The organism is Amycolatopsis rifamycinica (genome assembly GCF_000695625.1).
In the GTDB taxonomy this organism is placed as follows: domain Bacteria; phylum Actinomycetota; class Actinomycetes; order Mycobacteriales; family Pseudonocardiaceae; genus Amycolatopsis; species Amycolatopsis rifamycinica.
In genome coordinates this window covers 17,792-37,870 of record NZ_JMQI01000034.1, presented here as the reverse complement: position 1 = coordinate 37,870, position 20,079 = coordinate 17,792, and the positions used below count along the sequence as shown (strand labels likewise).

The following is a 20,079-nucleotide window of genomic DNA, read 5'->3' as shown; positions in this document are numbered from 1 at the left end:
GTCGGTAAGGTCACCGGAGTAGTCGGTACCTACATGTCCCTGGGGGATGGGGTCTGGGACGCGAAGTCCCAGAGGGGACGGCAACGACATGCCAGGGGAAGGTCCCGGCCTGCGGGTGGGCGTGCTCGGCCCGCTGCGGGCCTGGCGCGGGACAGCCGAAATCGGCCTCGGCCCCGCGCGTCAGCGTGCCGTCTTCGCGGTGCTCGCGGTCAACGCCGGGCGGGCGGTCCCCCGCTCCGAACTGATCGCCGGCGTCTGGGGGGATTCCGCGCCCGCGAGCGTCGAAGGCAGCGTCCACACCTACGTCTCCGGGCTTCGCCGGGCCCTCGAACCCGACCGGTCACGCTGGTCGGCGGCCAGTGTTCTCGTCTCCGACCCCGCCGGCTACTCCCTGATCCTCGACGAGGACGCGCTCGACGCCGCCCGGTTCGAACGGCACCGCGAACGCGCGCAGCGGCACCTCGAGCGGGGCGATCCGCGGGCCGCCGTCGCCGAACTGGACGACGCTCTCGCGCTCTGGCAGGGCGAAGCCCTCTCCGGGGTGCCCGGCGGATTCGCCGAGCGGCACCGCGAATACCTCGCCGAGCTGCGGCTGAACACCCTCGAACGACGTGCCGAGGCCGTGCTCGCCCTGGGTGGCCACCTCGACCTCGCCCCCGAACTGGCCGTGCTGGCCGGCGAACACCCGCTGCGGGAATCGCTGCGCGAGTCGCTCATGCTCGCCCTCTACCGCAGCGGACGGCCCGCCGACGCGCTCGACGTGTTCCGCGACGCGCGCGCCACGCTCGTCGCGGAACTCGGCGTCGAACCCGGGCCCGCGCTGCAGCGGCTGCACCAGCGGATCCTCGCCCAGGACCCGGCCCTCGACGCGCCCGCGGCGCCGGTCGTCGTCACCGGGCACCGGCTGTTCGGCCGGGAAACCGAGACGACGAAACTCGCCGAGCTGGTCGCCGACGTCCGGGCCGGCCGGGGCCGGGCCGTCTGGATCGAGGGGGACGCCGGGATCGGCAAGTCCGCGCTGCTCAACAGCTCGCTGCCGGACGGCCCCGGCTTCCAGCGGCTCTGGGCGGCCGCCGACGAGCTGAGCACCCGGTTCCCGCTGCAGGTCGTGCTGGAGTGCCTGGCGATCGACGCGCACTCGCCCGACCCGCGGCGCGCGCGGGTGGCGAAGGAACTCGCGGGCGAGGGCCCGGCCCGGCGCAGCTGGGGCCCGGCCGATCCGGTGCTCGGCGCCGTCGACCGGCTGCTGGCCCTGGTCGACGAGCTGTGCGCGCAGTCGCCGCAGGTGCTGGTGATCGACGACCTGCAGTGGGCCGACGAAGCTTCCGTGCTGGTCTGGCACCGGCTCTGCGCGGCGACCCGCCAGCTGCCGCTGCTGCTGGTCGCCGCGACCCGGCCGGCGCCGGACCGCGCCGAGCTCGCCCAGCTGCGCCGCGGCGTCCAGGCGCGGGACGGGGTCGTCCTCGACCTCGCCCCGCTGACCGGCGAAGACGTTGGCAGGCTGATCGAGGACCAGCTCGGGGCGCCACCCGGGCCGGGGCTGCGCGAGCTGGTCGCCCGTGGCGCGGGAAACCCGTTGTACGTCAAGGAAATGGTCGACGTCCTGCGGCGGGCCGGCGCGGTGGAGGTGAGCGGCGGCCAGGCCGACGTCGACGACCCGGCGGAGTTCGAGGCCCCGCGGTCGCTCGTCGCCGCGGTCGACCGGCGGCTGGACTTCCTGACCGCGCGGACGCAGGAGGTGCTGCGCTGGGGCGCGCTGCTGGGCATGGAGTTCGCCGTCGGCGACGTCGCCGCGGTGCTCGGCAGCCGGCCGTCCGACCTGCTGGCGCCACTCGAAGAAGCCGTCACGGCGAACGTCCTCATCGACACCGGGACGCAGCTGGCGTTCCGCCACCCGCTGCTGCGCCAGGCGCTCTACGACCGGCTGCTGGCCGGGACGCGGGCGGCGCTGCACCGGCAGGCCGCCGAGGCGCTCGCCGGGATCGGCGCGCCGGTCAAGCGCGTCGCCGAGCAGCTGGTGGCGGCACCGGCCACAGTGGACGAATGGGTGCTGGACTGGCTGGCCGCGCACCACGCGGCCGTCTCGACCCGGGCCCCGCTGATCGCCGTCGAACTGCTGGAGCGCGCGCTGGCCGCGTGCGCCGGCGCCGACCCGCGCCGGGAGACGCTGCTCGTCGCGCTGGTCAAGGTGCTGTTCCGGCTGGAACGCAGCCCGGAAGCGCTGGCGCGGCAGGCACTCGAGGCCGCCACCGACCCGGACGCCGTCGAGGAGATGCGGCACGTGCTCGCGGCGCTGCTGCACCGCCGGGGCGACACCGAAGGCGCCGTCGCGACGCTCGCCGCGTGGATCGACGACCCGGCCGTGCCGGAACTCTGGCGGGTGAAGCACCGGCAGCTGCTGGCGAACTTCCGCCGCGGCAGTCTGTCCGATTTGGACGCAGCGGAGCAGACGGCGCACGAAACGAAGTCCCTCGCCGGCGGCGACCGCTACCTGACCGCGCACGCGCTGCAGTCGTTGTGGCTGGTCGATTCGGTGCGCCGCGAGCACGACCGCGCGCTCGCCCACATCGACGCGGCGATCGAGGCGGTCGGCGACGAGCACGAGCTGGCCGACCTGCACCTCGACCTGCTCGACAACCGCGTGTTCACGCTGCAGAACCTCGACCGGCTCGCCGAAGCGGGCGACGCCCTGCGCGCGGCGGGCGAAGTCGCCGCGCGGCACGCGCTGCCGGTCGGGCTGCAGGTGTCCGCCGCGGTGCACCGGTACTGGGAGGGCCGCTGGGACGAGGCACTGGTCGAACTGGACACGGTCATCGAGGACGGCCCGGCGATCACGTTCTACGGCCTGCGCGAGCCCGGCCCGGCGGCGCTGCTGCTGCACGGCGTCGCGGCGCTGATCGCGGGCCGCCGCGACGACCGGGCCCAGGCCGCGGCCCACCTCGACGCGGCGGAGGAGTACGCCCCGGCGACCGGCGCCGAGCGCGAGAGCTTCGACTTCCTGCTGGTCGCCGACGCACTGGCGGCCGAGCAGCGCGGCGACCGCGTCCGCGCGCTGGCCGTCCTCGAGCCGATCCTGAACCCGACGTACGCGCAGATGATGCTGCGCCACCAGTGGCTGCCGGCGTTCGTGCGGCTGGCGATGGAACAGGACGACGTCGGCCGCGCCCGGCGGGCGTTGGCGGTGTGCGAGGAAGAAGCGGCGAAGGAGCGGCGTCCGGCGCGGGCGCACGCGGCGGCGTCGTGGTGCCGCGGGCTGATCGACGAGGACCCGGCCCCGGTGCTGGCGACGGCCGAGCACTTCCGCGCGGTCGGCCGCCGCCCGGAACTGGCCTCAGCGCTGGAGGACGCGGCGGTGCTGCTGGCCCGCGCGGGCCGCCTGGACGCGGCGCAGGCGGCGTTCGAGGAGGCGGCCGAGCTGTACACGGCGTTGGCGGCCCGCTGGGACCTGCGCCGCGCGGAAACCCGCCTGCGCCGCCTCGGCGTCCGCCGCGGTGCGCTGTTCTCCCCGATCCGGCCGGGCCACGGCTGGGAGTCGCTGACCCCGATCGAGGTCCGCATCGCCGGGCTGGTCGCGGAGGGCCGCTCCAACCCGGACATCGCGGCCGAGCTCTCCCTGCCGCGCCGGACGGTCCAGGCCCACGTCGCCCGCCTGCTCGGCAAGCTGGAGACGCCGTCACGCTCCGGCGTCGCCGACGCCTTCCGCCGCCGCCCCTAGCCCCGTGTCGTCCGCCTGGGTACGCGTGTCGTCCGTCCCGGTACGCGTGTCGTCCGCCTGGGTACGGCCGGCTCGCGTACGCGAACGGACGACACGCGTACCTGGTTGGACGACACGCGTACCTGGGTGGACGACACGGTTAGTCGGGGAGGGCGTTGGCCTTGGCGACGCGGCCGAGGAAGCGGCCCGACTCCTTGACGGTCCGCTGCTGGGTCTCGAAGTCGACGTGGATCAGGCCGAACCGTTGCGTGTAGCCCATCGCCCACTCGAAGTTGTCCAGCAGGGACCAGGCGAAGTAGCCGCGGACGTCGGCGCCGAGGCGGATCGCGTCGTGGACCGCGCGCAGGTGCTCCATGAAGTAGTTGACGCGGGCCGCGTCGTACACCCGGCCGTCGACGACCTGGTCCACAAAGGACGCTCCGTTTTCGGCCACCACGAGGGGGAGATTGGACTGCGAGGAGAGCCACTTCAGCAGAGACGTGAGCGTCGAAGGTGACTGTTCCCAGCCGAACGCCGTCAGCGGCGGGGGTGCGGGCAGGACGTCCAAGCCGCGCAGTGCGGGCAGGGGGCAGTTGCTCGGCGCCAGCGGGTCCTCGAGCGGGGTGACGCGGGCGGGTGCGTAGTAGTTCACGCCCAGCCAGTCGATCGGGGCCGCGATGACGTCCGTGTCGCCGTCGCGGACCGCCGCGGCGAAGCGGCCGCCGTGGTGCTCGACGTCGGCCACGACGTCCTCCGGGTAGCCGCGGCCCAGCACCGGGTCCAGGAAGAACCGGTTGTGGATGCCGTCGAACTTCCGCGCGGCCTCGGCGTGCGCCGGCGACGAGCCGTCCGGGATCGCCGGGGCGAAGTTCAGCGCGAGCGAGAACTCGTGCCCCGGCCCGGCGAGCGCCCGCGTCGCCAGCCCGTGCGCCAGCAGCAGGTGGTGGGCCGCGACCAGCGCCGTGTCGTGGTCCTGGACGCCGGGCGCGTGCACGCCGCTGCCGTAGCCCAGGAAGGCCGCGCAGAACGGCTCGTTGACCGTCGTCCACTGCCGCACGCGGTCGCCGAGCGCGGCGTGCACCACGGCGGCGTAGTCGGCGAACCGCGAAGCCGTGTCCCGCTCCGGCCAGCCTCCCGCGTCTTCGAGCGCCTGCGGCAGGTCCCAGTGGTAGAGCGTCAGCACCGGCGTGACGTCACGGCTCAGGAGCTCGTCGACCAGCCGGTCGTAGAAGGCGAGCCCAGGCGCGGACGTCGTCCGGCCGTCCGGCATCACCCGTGGCCAGGCGACCGAGAACCGGTAGGCGTTCAGGCCGAGGCCGGCCAGCAGGCCGATGTCCTCGGCGTAGCGGTGGTAGTGGTCGCAGGCGACCGCGCCGGTCGCGCCGCCGAGCACCTTGCCGTCGGCCGCCGCGAACGTGTCCCAGATGGACGGTCCGCGGCCGTCCGCCGCCACCGCGCCCTCGACCTGGTAGGACGCGGTCGCCGCGCCCCACCGGAAGCCCGCCGGGAAGGTCATACCGGTGCCCCTTTCAGGATGCCGCGCACGAGGTGGCGGCCCAGCAGCAGGAACAGCGCGACGACGGGCACGACGGCGACGGTCGCGCCGGTGAGCATCAGCGCGTAGTCGGTGTAGTAACCGCTGGCCAGCTGCGACAGGGCAACCTGCACGGTCGGCGTCTCGTTGGGGTCGAGGACCACCAGCGGCCAGAAGTAGTCGTTCCACGTCGCCATGAACGTCAGCATCGCGAGCACCGCGGCCGGCGCGCGCAGCGCGGGCACGGCCACGTGCCAGTAGGTGCGCAGGACCGAGCAGCCGTCGACGGTCGCGGCGTCGACCAGGTCCGCGGTGATCGCGTTCTCGCAGGCCTGGCGCATCCAGAACACGCTGAAGGCGCTGACCAGCGCCGGCACGATCACCGCTTCGAGCCGCCCGTACCAGCCGAGGTCGCCGACGACCAGGTACAGCGGGATGACGCCGAGCTGCGCCGGCACCATCGCCGAGCCGACGACCAGCAGGAACAGCGTGTTGCGGCCCGGGAACCGCAGCCGCGCGAAGGCGAAGCCGGCCAGGCTCGCCAGCACGACGTTGGACACCATGACCGTGCCCGCGACGATCAGCGAGTTGCCGATGGCCAGCCAGAAGTCGACGGTGCCGAAGACGCGCCGCACGTTCTCGGGCAGGTGCCCGCCCGGCAGCAGCAGCGGCGACGTCTCCCCGATCGCCGAGTTGTCGCGCGTGGCCACGACGAACGACCAGTACAGCGGGAACACCGACGCGCCGAGCACCCCGGTCAGCACGGCGTACACCCAGCCGCCCGGCCGCCGCCGCGCCGTCACGCCGACCTCACGAACCGGCGCACCAGCCGGTAGTTGACCAGCGCGAACCCCGCGCAGAGCACGAACATCACCCAGGTCAACGCGGCCGCGTAGCCGGCGTCGAGGTGCGTGAACCCCTTCTCGTACAGGTACATGACCAGCGTCTGGAACTGCCGGTCGTTGCCGCCCGTGCCCGCCGATCCGCCGGCGTCGAACAGCTGCGGCTCGGCGAACAGCTGCAGGCCGTTGACCGTGCCGGCGATGGCGGTGAAGGCCAGGGCGGGCCGGATGCCCGGCACGGTGATCGACCAGAACGTCCGCCACCGCGAAGCGCCGTCGAGCTCCGCGGCCTCGTACAGGTCGCCGGGGACGGCCTGCATCGCGGCCAGGTAGATCAGGGCGTTGTAGCCGGTCCAGCGCCAGAGCACCATGCTCGCCACGGCGAAGTGCGACGTCCAGGTCGTCGCCCGCCAGTTGACCGGCGCGACGCCGAACCAGCCGAGGACTTCGTTGACCACGCCGTAGTCGCGGCTGAACAGCTGCCCGAACACCAGCCCGACGGCGACGACGGACACGACGTTCGGCAGCAGCACGCCGGTGCGCCACCAGGTCGCGGCGCGCAGCGGCCGGTCGAGCAGCGCCGCGATGCCCAGGGCCAGCAAGAACTCCGGGACCGCGGCCAGCAGGAAGATGGAGACCGTGTTGGCGAGCGCGTTGTAGAAGTGCGGGTCCGCGAGCAGGTCGCCGTAGTTGGCGAGACCGAAGCCGCCCCGGTCGCCTTCGAGCAGGTTCCAGTCGTGCAGCGAAACCCACGCCGTGTACAGCAGCGGGAAGGCGCCGAAAACGACGAACAGGGCGAAGAAGGGCGCGACGAACAGCAGCGGCGTGACCGTGCGGTCCCAACGGGCGAACCGGTGCTGCACGCGCGGCTACTTCAGGGCGGCCAAAGCCTGCTGGACGGCTTCGGTCCAGGCCTGCTCGACGGTGTTCGTCCGTTCTTCGATCCGCCCGAGGGCGCGGCCGAACTCCGGCCGGACGTCGGCGTCGCGCAGGCCGCGGTAGTTCGGGCGCAGCTGGTCGGCCGAGGCGGCGAAGATCCGCCCGATCGGCGCGTCCCCGAAATAGCCGTCGGTGTGCGCGACGACCTGCGGATCCTGGTAGACCGCTGGCTCGCTGGGGAGGATTCCGTCGGAGAGGAAGAGCTTCTTCTGCTGTTCCGGGGCGGTCAGCCAGCGGGCGAGCTCGTAGGCCTCCTTCTGGTGTTCGCCCTGCTTCGGCACGGTCAGGAACGAACCGCCCTGGTTGCCGCTCCTGCCGGGCACGGTGGTGACGTCCCACTTGCCGCGGTTGGCGTCCCCGCCGGCCTCCTTGATCTGGCTGAGCATCCACGCGGGACAGGCGACGGTGGCGAAGGAACCCTGCTTGATGGCCACGTTCCACGCCTGGGTGAACGTGGTCGCCGCCGCTGTCTGCCCCTTCGCGGCGAGGCCGCCGGAGAGGAAGAAAGCCGCGCGCACGCTGGGGTTGCGGTCGGCGATGAAGGAGTCGTCGCGCTGGGAGAAGTAGTTCTCCGGCGACTGGTTGAGCATCGCCGTGTAGACGGTCCCGGCGGAGTCGGCGAACTTCACGTTCGGCGTCTTGCTCGTGAACCGTTCGGCCGTGGCGGCGTAGGCCGCCCAGTCCGGCATCAGCTTCGCGACCTCGTCGCGGTCGACCGGGAGACCGGCGGCCTGGAACAGATCGCGGCGGTAGCAGAGGGCCAGGCTGCCCATGTCCGTGCCGAGGCCCAGCACGAAGGCGCCGTCGGTGCCCTGCGCCCACTTCCACGGCACCCACTGCTTTTCCAGCTCACGGGCCCCGAACCCGGCGAGGTCGGCGAACTTGTCCTTCACCTTCCGGTACTGCGGCATGTACTGCTCTTCGATCGCGACGACGTCGGCGGCACCGTGCCCGGTGGCGAGCTGGGTCGCGAGCCCCTTGTGGTGGGTGTCGAAGTCGGTGACGCGGTTCTGCACCGTGATGCCCGGGTGCAGCCTCTCGTACTCCGCGATCAGGGGCGCGTAGCCGAACTCACCGAAGGTCGCGATGGTGAGCTTCGTCTTCTCCCCGGCGTCACCCGGACTGCAGGCGGCGAGCGGGATCAGCGCGGCGACCACGAGGGCGGTCCGGCGGGCGATCGTTCGCAACAGGCTTCCTCAGATCACACCGGCCCGCACGGCGTAGGCGACCGCGTGCGGCCGGTTGCGCAGGTTGAGCCGGTTGGTCATGGCGTAGATGACGTTCTTCACGGTCCGCTCCGAGTAGCAGAGCTTGCCCGCGATCTCGGCAGTGTCCCAGCCTTCGGCCATCAGGCGAAGCACATCCACCTCGCGCGGCGTGAGTGCGGCCCCGCCGCCCTCGCCGGCCAGGGCCTCGACCTGCTCGCGCAGCGGCGACGTGCGGCCGCGCGCCGCGGCGAGCACGTTCGCGGTCAGCCGGTCGAGCGCGGTCCGCGGCAGCACGGCGGAGACGTGGCACTCGGCGAGCAGGCCGACGTGCGCGGGGTCGACGTGCCCGGCCACCAGCACGATCGCGGCCGGCGACTCGGCGGCCGCGGCCCGCAGCGCGGCGACGGCCTCCCGGTCGACCTCCCCGACGGCGAACACCAGCACCGCCGCCTCGCCCCGGCGGGCACGCGGCAGGACCAGCAGCTCCGGGCGGGACTGCAGGTGGTTGATCAGCCCGGTCAGGGCGATCGGGTCCGACGCCCACGCCGCCACTCGCACCTGGTCCATCGAACCCTCCTCCGCGCACGACGAATCCTGACTGCGGCCAGTGTGCTGAGCACGGCTTCACGAATTCTCTAACGCCCGTGGTGCCATTCTTCACGCCGTGAAGTTGGCCGTCGACTACCGTCGAGGGCACACGAACGAGTGAAGGGACCGATGAACCGCCGATTTCTCGCCGCCTCCGGGGTGGCGTTCGCCGTCGTAGCCGGGTGTTCGCTGGTCGCGGGCCTGCAGCCGCGGATCGTGTCCGGGCTGGCGGTCCCCCGGACGTCCGACCGGCCGGTTCCCCCTCCCGCGGCGCCCCCACCCGCTTCTCCCGCACCCACCTCGCAGCTCGCACGGCCGGGCGACTGCACGTCACTGGCGGCCGGGCTCGACGTCCGCGCCCAGGTCGCGCAGCTGGTCGTCGTGGGCGTCTCCGGCGACAACCCGGCGGCGACGGTGTCCCTGGTGCGCGACCACCAGGTCGGCGGCATCTTCATCGGGGGTAACGCAACAGCGTTGTTGAAAGATCGCTCGCTGGCCGCCGTCCAGGCGGCGGCGAAGGTGCCGGTGGCCGTGTCGGTCGACGAGGAGGGCGGCCGCGTCCAGCGCATCGACGACCTCGACGGCGACCTGCCCTCGGCCAGGACGATGGCCGCGACGAAGTCGCCGGACGAGGTCCGCGCGCTGGCCGCCGCCCGCGGCAGGCAGCTGCACGCCCGCGGGGTGACGGTGGACTTCGCCCCGGACGTCGACGTCACCGGCGCCCCGGACGACGACGTCATCGGCGACCGGTCGTTCAGCCCGGACCCGGCCAAGGTGAAGACGTACGCGAAAGCGTTTGCGGCGGGGTTGCGGGACGCGGGTGTCCAGCCGGTGCTGAAGCACTTCCCCGGTCACGGCCACGGCTCGGGCGACTCCCACAAGGGCACCGTCGTCACGCCGCCGCTGGACCGGCTGCGGGCGGTCGACCTGGTGCCGTACCAGGGCCTGGCCGACTACGGCCCGGTCGCGGTGATGGTCGGCCACCTCGACGTGCCGGACCTGACCGACGGCGTCCCGGCTTCGCTGTCCCCGGCCGCGTACCGGCTGCTGCGCGGCGAGTACGCGTTCGACGGCCCGGTGGTGACCGACGACCTCGGGGCGATGAAGGCGATCACCGCGCAGTACCCGCTGCCGGACGCGGTGCTGAAGGCGCTGCAGGCCGGCGCGGACCAGGCGCTGTGGTCCTCCGGCGGCCGGGTGGACGCGGTGCTGGACCGGCTGGTGAAGGCGGTGCAGAGCGGCGAGCTGCCGAAGGCACGGGTGCAGGAATCCGTCGCGCGCGTGCTGCGGGGCAAGGGACTCTGCTGACTTCCGTTGCCGGGCCACGGCACCGGCCGTCTCCGCGCGGCGATCGGGATCCGGGCCTAGACTTCGCCGCAACGGCACCCCCGGAACGAGGAGCGGCATGGCGGAGCTCGGCGGCACCTACTCCCTCGGCGGCGAACTCCCGGTGACCCGCATGGGTTACGGCGCGATGCAGCTGGCCGGGCCCGGCGTCTGGGGACCGCCGAAGGACCACGACACCGCCGTCGCCGTGCTGCGGGAGGCCGTCGAGCGCGGGGTCACCCACCTCGACACCAGCGACTACTACGGCCCGCACACCGTCAACGCCCTGATCAAGGACGCCCTGCACCCCTACCCCGAATCGCTCGTCATCGTGACGAAGGTGGGGGCGCGGCGCAGCGCGGACAAGGGCTGGCCGCCCGCGCTGTCGGCCGCGGACCTCACCGAGGCCGTGCACGACAACCTGCGCAACCTCGGCGTCGACGCGCTCGACGTCGTCAACCTGCGGCTGAGCAACGCCGCCGGCGACTACCCGGTGCCGATGTCGCTCGCCGAACCGTTCGGGGTGCTCGCCGAACTGCGGGACCAGGGGCTGATCCGGCACCTCGGCGTCAGCCACGTCAGCGCCGAGCAGCTCGACGAGGCGAAGGCGATCGCACCCGTCGTCTGCGTGCAGAACCAGTACAACCTGGCCCACCGCGAGAACGACGACCTCGTCGACAAGTGCGCCGCCGAGGGCATCGCCTTTGTGCCCTACTTCCCGCTCGGCGGGTTCAGCCCGCTGCAGTCGGGCCTGCTCGACGACTGCGCCGCCCGGCTCGGCGCCACGCCGATGCAGGTCGCGCTCGCCTGGCTGCTGCGGCGGTCGCCGTCGATGCTGCTGATCCCCGGGACGTCGTCGCCGGAGCACCTGCGGGAGAACCTCGCCGCCGCCGACCTCGAACTGCCCGGCGACGTTCTCGCCGATCTGGACCGGATCGGCGCCGCCTGATCGCTACGCTGAGCGCTCGGACAAGCACGAGGACGGAGACACGCGTGGCGGAGTGGGGCGATCTGGTCGCTTACATCAGGGAGTCGTACCGGGTGGTGCGCGACGAGCCCGACGAGCTCCGCATCCGCCTCGTCTTCGGCGACGACCCCGACACCGAACAGCGCGCCCAGATCGTGGTGATCGCCCGCGAGATCCTCGACCAGCGCGAGGACTGGGTGCAGATCGCCACGCCGTTCGCCCGGCACGAGGAGGTCGACCTCCTCGAGGTGCTGACCGAGGTGGGCGACGCGATCGTGGTCGGCGGCCTCGCGGTGATGGGCGAGCACGTCGTCCTCCGCCACTCGCTGCCGCTGATCAACCTCGACATCAACGAGTTCACCGATCCGCTCGAGCTGGTCGCCGGCGCGGCCGAGCTGCTGGAGCAGCAGTTCACCGGCCGCGACGACTACTGAGGTCTGGAGCGCCCCGGCGGGTGGTGAGCGGAACCACCGCCGAAGCGGCGGCCACGGCGAGCGCGGCCCCGGCACCGAAGGCCGCGGTCGCCGAGCCCGTGCCGAGGTAGAGCCCGCCGAGGAGGGCGACGCCGAGGGTGCCGCCGAGCTGCTGCACGGCGTTGAGCAGCCCGGCCGCCGAGCCCGTCTCGTGCGGCCGGACCTGGTGCAGGGCGGCGGTGAAGAACGGCACCGTGAACGTCCCCATCCCGAGTCCGCACAGCGCCAGCGCCCACGGGTACGCGCCGGCCCCGCCGGCCTGCATGGCGAGGATCCCGCTCAGCAGCAGGGCCAGGCCGGCGAACATCACGCGGGCGCCGAACTTCGGCACCAGCCAGGCGCCGGCAACGGCCGACGACACCGCGAGCCCGGCCGAGAGCGGCAGCAGCGTCAGGCCCGCGGTCCGGACGTCGGCACCGAGGCCGAGCTGCAGGTGCATCGGGACGACCTGCATCAGGCCGGTCATCACCGCGAAGAACAGCAGTGACCCGGCGAGCGCGGCCGGGAACCCCCGGTGGGCGAACAGGCTCGGCTCGACCAGCGGCGCGGCCGCGCGGCGCTGCTGGAAGCCGAACCCGGCCAGCAGCACGGCCCCGGCCGCGAGGAGGGCCCAGTTCGTTCCCGCGGGGTCGATCAGCGGGTAGACGAGCAGCCCGGTGCCGGCGACGACGAGGACCGTGCCGGCGAGGTCGAGCCGGGGCCGGGTGGCGGCCCGGTCCTCGCGCAGCAGCCGCGCGGCGAGGAGCACCGCGAGCCCGAGCGGGACGTTCACCAGGAACACCGCCCGCCAGGAGATCGCCTGCGTCAGCAGGGCGCCGAGCAGCGGGCCGGTGACCGCGGACAGGCCCATCACCGGCCCGATGGTGCCCAGGGCCTTCGCGAGTTCGCCGCCGTCGAACCGGGCGCGGATGAGGCCGATGGTCTGCGGGATGATCAGCGCGGCCGCCGCACCCTGCACCGCGCGCGCCGCGATCAGCAGCCCGGCGTCCGGCGCGGCCGCGCAGGCCAGCGACGCGAGCACGAAGCCCGCGACGCCGAGCTTGAACACCTTCGCGCGGCCGAAGATGTCCCCGAGCCGGCCCCCGGTGATCAGGAAGACGGCGAAGGGCAGTGTGTAGGCCGCGCTGAACCACGGGACGTCGGCGGCCGGTCCGGGCAGCTCGGCGTGGATGGCCGGCCCGGCGACCTGCACGATCGTGGCGTCGAGCAGGTTCATGGCCTCGGCGACGAGCAGGACGGCCAGTGCGGCCCAGCGCCGCCGGTCACGCGTCATGGTGGGCACGGGTGTGTCTCCTTCCGTTCGGCGCCCACCCTGGCTGGTGGTCGATGACCGATTCCAGTTCTCGACGTGACTTGGCTGATTCCTTCCATTCAGTGCGGTTGAATGAGGGATATGACCACCTTGGACGCTGTCGACCGCGCGTTGATCCACGCGCTGCACATCGACGGGCGGGCGCCGTTCGCCAGGATCGGGGACGTCCTCGGCGTCTCGACGCAGACGGTGGCGCGGCGCTACCGGCGGCTGCGGGCTGAGGCGTCGCTGCGTGTCGTGGGCCTGCCGGACCCGCAGCGGGCCGGGCAGGCCGAGTGGATGGTCCGCCTGACGGCGACCCCGCACACGGCCCAGGACCTCGCCCAGGCGCTGGCGCGGCGCGCGGACACGGCGTGGATCAAGCTGATGTCCGGCGGCACGGAGATCTGCGTGAACGTCCACACGCCGGCGGCGAGCGACCACGCGCTGCTGCTGCGGGACATCCCGCGCACGGCGAGCATCACCGCGGTCTCGGCGCACCAGCTCCTGCACCGCTACTTCGGCGGCCCGACGGCGTGGCTCGGCCGGGCGAACGCCCTCGACGCGGCCCGGATTGCGGCACTGACCCCGGTCCACCCCGGCCCGGGCAAGCCGCTGACCAGCGACGATGACGCCCTGATGGCGGCGTTGCAGCGCGACGGCCGCACCGGCTTGGCCGAACTGGCCGCGGCCACCGGCTGGTCGGCGGCGACCGTCGCGCGCCGGCTGGCCGACCTCCGGGCGGGCGGAACGGTGTTCTTCGACCTGGAGATCGACCCGGCCCCGCTGGGCGCGACGACGCAGGCGCTGCTGTGGATGGCGGTGGCGCCCGCCCAGCTCGACCGGGTGGCGCGGACGCTGGCGACCCACCCGGAACTGGCCCTCGTGGCGGCGACGACGGGCCCGGCGAACCTGGTGGCCCAGGCGCTCTGCCCGGACGCGGCCGCCCTGCACCGGTACCTGACCCGGCGGCTGGGGGCGCTGGACGCCATCCGGACGCTGGAGACGGCGCCCGTGCTGCGGACGGTGAAGGCGGCGGCCTCTCGCTGAGGGACCGGCGGGTTCCGGCCCGGCCCGGTATCGTCCTAAGTGGACTTCACCTCGGCCAGGTGGTCGAGCAGGCCGCGGACGGCTTCGAACTCCCGGACCTCCTGGCGGCAGTCCGGGCACGCCGCGAGGTGCCGCTCCACCCGTGCCGCCTCGGCGGCGTCGAGCAACCCCAGGCTGTACGCCCCGAGGTCGGTCCGGTCGTACCGGCCCATGGATCGCGTCTCCGTTCCGCGTCCCGCGAGGGAACGCCCGCACTGTCCGACGCCTCCAGGGTCCTGAGCGGGACGCCCCACCGGCGGAGTTCCGCGGATTTCTACCCGAACGGCCGACAACTTCGGACGGCGAACAGCCCATGTGAGTGACATCGGCGGTCACGCATTTCACCCATCCGAACACGGAAAGCTTTTGTGTGACCGACTTCGCCGAATCCGCGTCATGGCTCCCGGGCTCGCTCGTCGGACTGGCGTCGGACCGGGATTTCCCGGCCGGCGTGGCAAGAAGGCGATCCGAAACGAGGAGAGCGATGACCGTACGGAGCCACCGGGCGGACGACGTCGTGGACGAGGTCGGGGTGTGGCTGGCCGGGGAGTTCGCGGGGCGGCTCCCCGCCTCGGAGATCGACCGCGTCGTCCGGACGACGCGGATCGACCTCGAAGGGAGCATCGCGCCGGAGGAGCTCGGGGAGATGCTCCACCGGCTGGGCCGGGCCAGGCTGCTGCGCATCCTGCACCTGGCCCCGGCGGCGCAGGTGAAGATCCCGCAAGCGCGGTGACGTGCCGGGCGGGCACGCGGCTCCGATGCCGCGTCGCCCGCCCCACCCGTCCAGCGGCGGTGGACGTTCGCGCACAACGCTTGCCCGTGACACCCCGGCAATCTTGACTGGACTAGACCAATCTGGTCTAGTGACCGGTGTCACGTTCGTCTCGGCCGGATGAGCACACCCCCCTGTTCGACACCCGGCGCCCACGCGCCCGGGTTCCGTCGTGGCCGAAGGAGTGAGCGAGTCTTGAGAAGACGCCTTGTCGCGATCCTGTCCGCTGTCGCCGCCGTCGCCGGGCTGGTGTTCGGCGTGCCCGCCGTCACCGGGCAGGCCCCGCAGGCGGCCGCCGCCGCGTGCAGCGCGCCGAACTGGGTGGCCGGGCAGTGGTACGACGTCGGTGCCGTCGTGCGGTACACCAACGGCGGCTACTACCGCGCCAAGAACGCCAACCCGGGCTATGACCCCGTGATCAGCACCTGGTACTGGGAGCCCTACAGCTGTGACGGCGGGGGCGGCACCACCTGCAGTTACCCGAACTGGGTGGCGGGCCAGTGGTACGACGTCGGCGCGATCGTCCGCTACACCAACGGCGGCTACTACCGCGCCAAGAACGCCAACCCGGGTTACGACCCCGTGATCAGCACCTGGTACTGGGAGCCCTACAGCTGCGGTGGCGGCACGGACCCCGGCAACCCGGGCAACCCGGGCGCGTTCGTGGTGAGCGAAGCCCAGTTCAACCAGATCTTCCCGGGCCGGAACTCCTTCTACACCTACAGCGGTCTCACCGCGGCGCTGTCGGCGTACCCCGGCTTCGCCACCACCGGCAGCGACACGGTGAAGAAGCAGGAAGCGGCGGCGTTCCTCGCCAACGTCGACCACGAAACCGGCGGGCTGGTGTACATCGTCGAGCAGAACACGGCCAACTACCCGCACTACTGCGACTGGAACCAGCCCTACGGCTGCCCGGCTGGCCAGTCCGCGTACTACGGCCGCGGCCCGATCCAGCTGAGCTGGAACTTCAACTACAAGGCGGCCGGCGACGCGCTCGGCATCGACCTGCTCGGCAACCCCTGGCAGGTGGAGCAGAACGCGGCCGTGGCGTGGAAGACCGGCCTCTGGTACTGGAACACCCAGAGCGGCCCGGGCACGATGACCCCGCACAACGCGATGGTCAACAGCCGCGGCTTCGGTGAGACGATCCGCAGCATCAACGGTTCGATCGAGTGCAACGGCGGCAACCCGGCCCAGGTCGAGAGCCGGGTGTCGAAGTACCGCCAGATCACCTCGGTCCTGGGCGTCGACCCGGGCGCGAACCTGTACTGCTGAGCCGAGGCGGGCGGGGCACGTCCCCGCCCGTTCAGCACCGCCGACGGCGCCCCGGGCGGCACTTTCACGTGAAAGTGCCGCCCTCGGGCCGGGGCCGGACGGCGAGGCGGGGCGGGGCCGGGGCGGGGCCGGGCCGCGCCCGCCGGTTCAGGCGGTGAGCCGGTCCGAGATCAGCCGGATGATCGCCGCGGTGTGGTCGTTCAGGTAGAAGTGGCCGCCCGGGTACGTCTTCAGCTCGAAGGCCGCCGACGTCCGCGCCGCCCACTCGCGGGCCTCGGCCTCGGTCACCTTGGGATCGCTGTCGCCGACCAGGGCCACGATCGGGCAGGCGACGTCCGGGCCCGGGCGGTAGTGGTACAGCTCCGCCGCCTTGTAATCACTCCGCAGCGCCGGGAGCACCATGCTGCGGATGTCCTCGTCGTCCAGCACCGCCGCGCCGGTTCCGCCCAGGCGCTTGACCTCGGCCAGCAGCTCTTCGTCGCCCTTTTCGTGGACGCGGTCGTCGTGGTGGACCGTCGGGCCGCGGCGACCCGAAACGAACAGGGCCAGCAGCCGCGTTCCCCGCGCCTCGAGCCGCCGGGCGACCTCGAACGCCACGCTGGCGCCCATGCTGTGGCCGAAGAACGCCACCGGCCCGGCCAGCTCCGGGGCCAGCACGTCCGCCAGCCGGTCGGCCAGCACGAACAGGTCGTCCACCGGGGTTTCGGCGTGCCGGTCCTGGCGGCCCGGGTACTGCACGGCCAGCACCTCCACCGCGGGCGCCAGCGCCGCCGAAACCGGGTGGAAGTAGCTGGCCGCTCCCCCGGCGTGCGGGAAGCACACGAGCCGCGCCGCGGCGGACGGCGCCCGGTGGAAGCGCCGGACCCACTCCGCGGCGTCGAGCGAAATCGTCATGGCCCCCAATCTGGCAGGCCCGCGGGCCGGCGTCGACCCCCAACGTGCGCAGCCTCGGCCGCGATCACTCCCCCCGCCACAGCGCCGGGACGGCCGGGGGTTCCCAGCCCGGCTGGGCGGTGTGCGCCTGCAGGCAGCCGTAACCGCGGCCGCCGTAGGTGACCCGGGCACCCGCCGCGTACGCGGTGCCCACCGCCCAGGAGGTGCCCCCGGGCGGGGTGGACGCCGACGTCGGCGCCTGCGGGACGTCGAGCACGAAGTCGAAGGCGCCTTCCTTCGCGGAACCGTTGTCCCGCACGGTCATCAGCAGCCGTGCGTCGAAGATCGAGTCGGTGTTGTTGCGCGGCTCGCCGGGGAAGTAGAGCTGCGTGGTCAGGACCGGACGGCCGGGCGCCTGGACCTTCACGTGGATGTGCCGGGTCCGGCCCGGGTAGAGGCCCGGCACGATCGTCGACAGCGTGAACGCGCCCTGGGCGTCGGTGTACTGGTGCCCGCGGAAGGTGTAGCCGGTGTTGTCGTAGGCGCCGTTGACGTCCGCCTGCCAGAAGTCCAGCAGCGCGCGGTTCACCGGCAGGCACGCGCGGCCGAAGACGTACCCGGTCACGGTCAGCCGGGTGCCCGGGGTCCCGGGCGTGACGAGGCTGGTCCGTTCGGGCGAATTCGGCTTGAAGTAGGGGCCCTCGGTCTGCTCGATCGTCGGCTCGTCGCCGTCGTGGCAGGCCGGCGTGAGCTCCGGTGCCGTGCCGCCGACGGCGTTCGCGCGGGCCAGCGCCGGGCCGCCGATCAGCGCGACCGGTGCGGCGACACCCGCGGCCAGCGCGGCCTTGAGCACGGTCTTGCGGCTGAGCTTGTTCTCTTCGTCCATGCCTGGCTCCTCGTGGGGAACGTCCGGGGATCCCCTCGAACGTAGGCAGCGCACCCGGGCGGCGGCGATGGACGCAATCGGTCAGTCGTGGTGCTTCTCCCCGCCGCGCCGGAAAGCACCGGGGGTCAGCCCGGTTTCGCGGCGGAAGAACCGGCAGAAGTAGGCCGGGTCGGCGAACCCGACCCGGCTCGCGACCTGGCGCACGGTGAGGTCCGTCCGGAGCAGGAACCGCTGCGCCTCCCGGACCCGGGCCTCGCGCAGCAGCTGCGCGGCCGTGCGGCCGGTCGCGGCCTTCACCGCCTCGGTGAGGTGGCCGGGGGTGACGCCGAGGCGTCCGGCGTGCGCGCGCACCGACCACGGCCCCGGTCCGGGACGGCCGGCGAGCCGGACGAACTCCGCCGCCACCGCGCCGGCGGGCGGGGGCGGCGGCGTGCCCAGCAGCCGTCCCGCCCGCACGAGGAGGACGTGCACCAGCGCCCGCAGCACCGACTCGGTGCTCTCGCCGCCGCGGCGGTACTCGTCCTCCAGGTCGGCGATCAGCCGCGTGACGCGCGCGTCGGCGTCGCCGTCCAGGTGCAGCCACGGCCGTTCGCTCAGCCGCCGCAGGAGCTCCCGGTCGGCCGGGTGGTCGAGCAGGAAGTCGTCGGTGAACAGCACGACGTGCCCGGTGAGGTCCCGGACCCCTGCCCACTGGTGCACCTGCCCGGGCGCGATGACGCCGAAGTGCGGCGGCCGCAGCGGCCAGCGCGCGGTGTCGACCACGTGCGCGCCGGTGCCGCCGGTGACGTGGACCAGCTCGTGGAAGGTGTGCCGGTGCGGGAAGTCCGCGCGGGACAGCGGCCCGATCGTGTCGAAGGTGCCGACGGCGAACGGGGGCGCGGGCGGGGCGGGCACCTCCAGCCGGTGCATCGGCAGCTCCCCCGGCCGCGGGGTCCGGCAAGGCGTCCCTGGCGGAACGGTCGTACCGCGCATGGCCGGGAAGTCTAGATCGATACGCGGGTGATTCGCCGTTTTTGCCCCGATGATCGCAATCCGATCGTCGGGTACCGGACAGCGGAACGGGGCCGGTCCACAGTGGACCGGCCCCGTTCGGTGGTACTGCGTTACGCGCGGCTGCGGCGCCGGTTCAGCAGCAGCATCAGCGCGCCGCCGCCGAGCAGCAGGCCGCCGATGCCGAACGGAACCGCGGCGTCGACACCGGTGTTGGCGAGCTCGCCGCCACCGGAAGGCGCGCCACCCGCGGGGGTGGTCGGCGCCGGGCTGGTGGCCGGGGCACCCGCCTCGGTCCAGCTCGCGGCCGCCTTCGCCGTCACCTGGGTCTTCTCCGAGTCGGCGACGATCAGCGACTGCGCCGGCTGCCGTGCGTAGTTCTCCGCGACGAACAGGCGGCCGGTGTCCAGCTCGCCGCTGGCCTTCAGCGAGAACGAGCCGTTGCCCGGCTTGGTGCCGGCCGGGACGTCGACGAACAGCTTGCTGCCGTCCTTGACGTCGGCGGCCTTCAGCTCCTTGCCGTCGGCGTCGGTGACCTTGACGCCCTCGGGCAGCTCGGTGGTCAGCGACGTGACGTCACCGGACGTGGCGACCTCGAACGGGCCGATCTTGGTGCCGGCCTTGCCCTCGGCCTTCGGCCCCGCGATGTTCAGGGTCGGCTTCGGCTGCTCGCCGATGCCCTTGTTCAGGTCGCCGACGAGGTAGCTGTACAGCGCGGCGACGTCGGCGTTGGCCTCGGCCGGGTTGTCTTCTTTCAGCGGCTTCTTCAGGTCGAGGTTCACGCCGTCGCTGAAGTGCCACACCGCGGCCTGCGTCGCGGTGATCGCCTCCTGCGGGGAGAGGCCGTCGTGGACCTTGACGCCCTGCTTGCCGAGGGCGGCCTCGATCGCGTCGAGCTTGACGCCCGGGTAACCGTGGTGCAGCACCCAGTTGATCTTGTCGCTGTTCTTCGTGAACGGCGAGGAGGCGTCCGGGTACTTGTTCCACGGCCGCTCGACCATGTCGACGTCGGTGCGCATGTGGACGCTGATCTGGACGCAGTAGAGCTTCAGCGACTTGCCGTCCGACAGCTTGAAGTCGAACAGCTTGGCGTAGGGGTCACCGTGGTCGAGGTTGACCCGGTAGCCGGTCGTGCTTGTTGCTTCGATGACCCGGCCGCGCGCGGCGCCGTCGTCCGCGAGGGCGGCGGGGGCGCCGACCATGGTGGCGGCGGCCGCGGCGAGCACCGCGATCCCGCCACGCACGAGAGCTGACCTGACCTGCATAAATCTCCTATCCGAGCCCGAACCACGCCGGTAGGGCCGCGTGAGATCACATCCCCGACCACGGCGG

Annotated in this window: 18 protein-coding genes; 7 read left to right on the top strand and 11 right to left on the bottom strand. The window is 72.9% G+C overall.

All coding sequences use genetic code 11. From position 1 onward, the window contains the following. Window positions 1-88: 88 nt before the first annotated feature. Window positions 89-3,715: a BTAD domain-containing putative transcriptional regulator gene (locus DV20_RS17340; protein ID WP_235190863.1), complete on the top strand. Its 3,627-nt coding sequence runs from the start codon at window positions 89-91 to the stop codon at window positions 3,713-3,715. Between the two features lie 139 nt (window positions 3,716-3,854). Here DV20_RS17340 and DV20_RS17335 read toward each other — a convergent pair whose 3' ends face one another. Genes DV20_RS17335 through DV20_RS17315 form a run of 5 tightly spaced genes read right to left on the bottom strand, consistent with a single transcriptional unit; the run spans window position 3,855 to window position 8,784 of the window. Further along, on the bottom strand, window positions 3,855-5,210 hold the full coding sequence (locus tag DV20_RS17335; RefSeq protein WP_043781448.1) for a GH1 family beta-glucosidase: 1,356 nt from the start codon (window positions 5,208-5,210) through the stop codon (window positions 3,855-3,857). Beyond that, complete coding sequence (locus DV20_RS17330; protein ID WP_043781446.1) at window positions 5,207-6,031, bottom strand: carbohydrate ABC transporter permease; 825 nt, start codon at window positions 6,029-6,031, stop codon at window positions 5,207-5,209. The genes DV20_RS17335 and DV20_RS17330 overlap by 4 nt, the downstream gene beginning before the upstream one ends. Then, complete coding sequence (locus tag DV20_RS17325) at window positions 6,028-6,933, bottom strand: carbohydrate ABC transporter permease (RefSeq protein ID WP_043781443.1); 906 nt, start codon at window positions 6,931-6,933, stop codon at window positions 6,028-6,030. Before DV20_RS17325 ends, DV20_RS17330 begins: the two co-directional genes overlap by 4 nt. Before the next feature lie 6 nt (window positions 6,934-6,939). Beyond that, window positions 6,940-8,196: an ABC transporter substrate-binding protein gene (locus tag DV20_RS17320; RefSeq protein ID WP_043781440.1), complete on the bottom strand. Its 1,257-nt coding sequence runs from the start codon at window positions 8,194-8,196 to the stop codon at window positions 6,940-6,942. Between the two features lie 9 nt (window positions 8,197-8,205). Further along, window positions 8,206-8,784, bottom strand: coding sequence for a helix-turn-helix transcriptional regulator (locus DV20_RS17315; RefSeq protein WP_043781437.1), 579 nt, complete (start codon window positions 8,782-8,784; stop codon window positions 8,206-8,208). Window positions 8,785-8,934: 150 nt separating this feature from the next. Between DV20_RS17315 and DV20_RS17310 the strand changes: the two genes are divergently transcribed. The 3 genes from DV20_RS17310 to DV20_RS17300 all read left to right on the top strand — a co-directional run bounded on the left by DV20_RS17310 (window position 8,935) and on the right by DV20_RS17300 (window position 11,532). After that, entirely contained in the window at window positions 8,935-10,113 is a 1,179-nt protein-coding gene (locus tag DV20_RS17310; RefSeq protein ID WP_407638344.1) for a glycoside hydrolase family 3 N-terminal domain-containing protein, read from the top strand. A 97-nt stretch (window positions 10,114-10,210) separates the two neighbouring features. Continuing rightward, on the top strand, window positions 10,211-11,080 hold the full coding sequence (locus DV20_RS17305) for an oxidoreductase (RefSeq protein WP_043781433.1): 870 nt from the start codon (window positions 10,211-10,213) through the stop codon (window positions 11,078-11,080). 44 nt (window positions 11,081-11,124) lie between these two features. Then, entirely contained in the window at window positions 11,125-11,532 is a 408-nt protein-coding gene (locus tag DV20_RS17300; RefSeq protein ID WP_043781431.1) for a hypothetical protein, read from the top strand. On the opposite strand, the gene DV20_RS17295 is transcribed toward DV20_RS17300, so the two are convergent. Continuing rightward, window positions 11,510-12,844, bottom strand: a complete 1,335-nt coding sequence (locus DV20_RS17295; RefSeq protein WP_456356073.1) for an MFS transporter — start codon at window positions 12,842-12,844, stop codon at window positions 11,510-11,512. The two genes, DV20_RS17300 and DV20_RS17295, sit on opposite strands and share 23 nt — an antisense overlap. A 120-nt stretch (window positions 12,845-12,964) precedes the next feature. Between DV20_RS17295 and DV20_RS17290 the strand changes: the two genes are divergently transcribed. Then, complete coding sequence (locus DV20_RS17290) at window positions 12,965-13,912, top strand: Lrp/AsnC family transcriptional regulator (protein WP_043781428.1); 948 nt, start codon at window positions 12,965-12,967, stop codon at window positions 13,910-13,912. A gap of 35 nt (window positions 13,913-13,947) precedes the next feature. On the opposite strand, the gene DV20_RS44050 is transcribed toward DV20_RS17290, so the two are convergent. Beyond that, window positions 13,948-14,124 carry a zf-HC2 domain-containing protein gene (locus DV20_RS44050; RefSeq protein WP_084093527.1) on the bottom strand — a complete coding sequence of 59 codons (177 nt, stop codon included), beginning with the start codon at window positions 14,122-14,124 and terminating at the stop codon, window positions 13,948-13,950. A gap of 311 nt (window positions 14,125-14,435) precedes the next feature. Between DV20_RS44050 and DV20_RS17285 the strand changes: the two genes are divergently transcribed. Next, window positions 14,436-14,684, top strand: coding sequence for a hypothetical protein (locus DV20_RS17285; protein ID WP_043781427.1), 249 nt, complete (start codon window positions 14,436-14,438; stop codon window positions 14,682-14,684). Between the two features lie 288 nt (window positions 14,685-14,972). Continuing rightward, a complete protein-coding gene (locus tag DV20_RS17280; RefSeq protein WP_043781483.1) occupies window positions 14,973-15,998 on the top strand; it encodes a glycoside hydrolase family 19 protein in 1,026 nt (341 codons plus the stop codon). 147 nt (window positions 15,999-16,145) lie between these two features. On the opposite strand, the gene DV20_RS17275 is transcribed toward DV20_RS17280, so the two are convergent. From DV20_RS17275 to DV20_RS17260, 4 genes are all read right to left on the bottom strand, one after another. Then, window positions 16,146-16,892 carry a thioesterase II family protein gene (locus tag DV20_RS17275; protein WP_043781425.1) on the bottom strand — a complete coding sequence of 249 codons (747 nt, stop codon included), beginning with the start codon at window positions 16,890-16,892 and terminating at the stop codon, window positions 16,146-16,148. A gap of 64 nt (window positions 16,893-16,956) precedes the next feature. Further along, a complete protein-coding gene (locus DV20_RS17270; protein ID WP_043781423.1) occupies window positions 16,957-17,757 on the bottom strand; it encodes a dioxygenase family protein in 801 nt (266 codons plus the stop codon). A gap of 81 nt (window positions 17,758-17,838) precedes the next feature. After that, window positions 17,839-18,666: an AraC family transcriptional regulator gene (locus DV20_RS17265; protein ID WP_084093526.1), complete on the bottom strand. Its 828-nt coding sequence runs from the start codon at window positions 18,664-18,666 to the stop codon at window positions 17,839-17,841. A gap of 194 nt (window positions 18,667-18,860) precedes the next feature. Continuing rightward, the gene (locus tag DV20_RS17260; protein WP_235190862.1) at window positions 18,861-19,991 is read right to left on the bottom strand and encodes a Cys-Gln thioester bond-forming surface protein; all 1,131 of its coding nucleotides are present in this window, start codon (window positions 19,989-19,991) and stop codon (window positions 18,861-18,863) included. Between the last annotated feature and the right edge of the window lie 88 nt (window positions 19,992-20,079).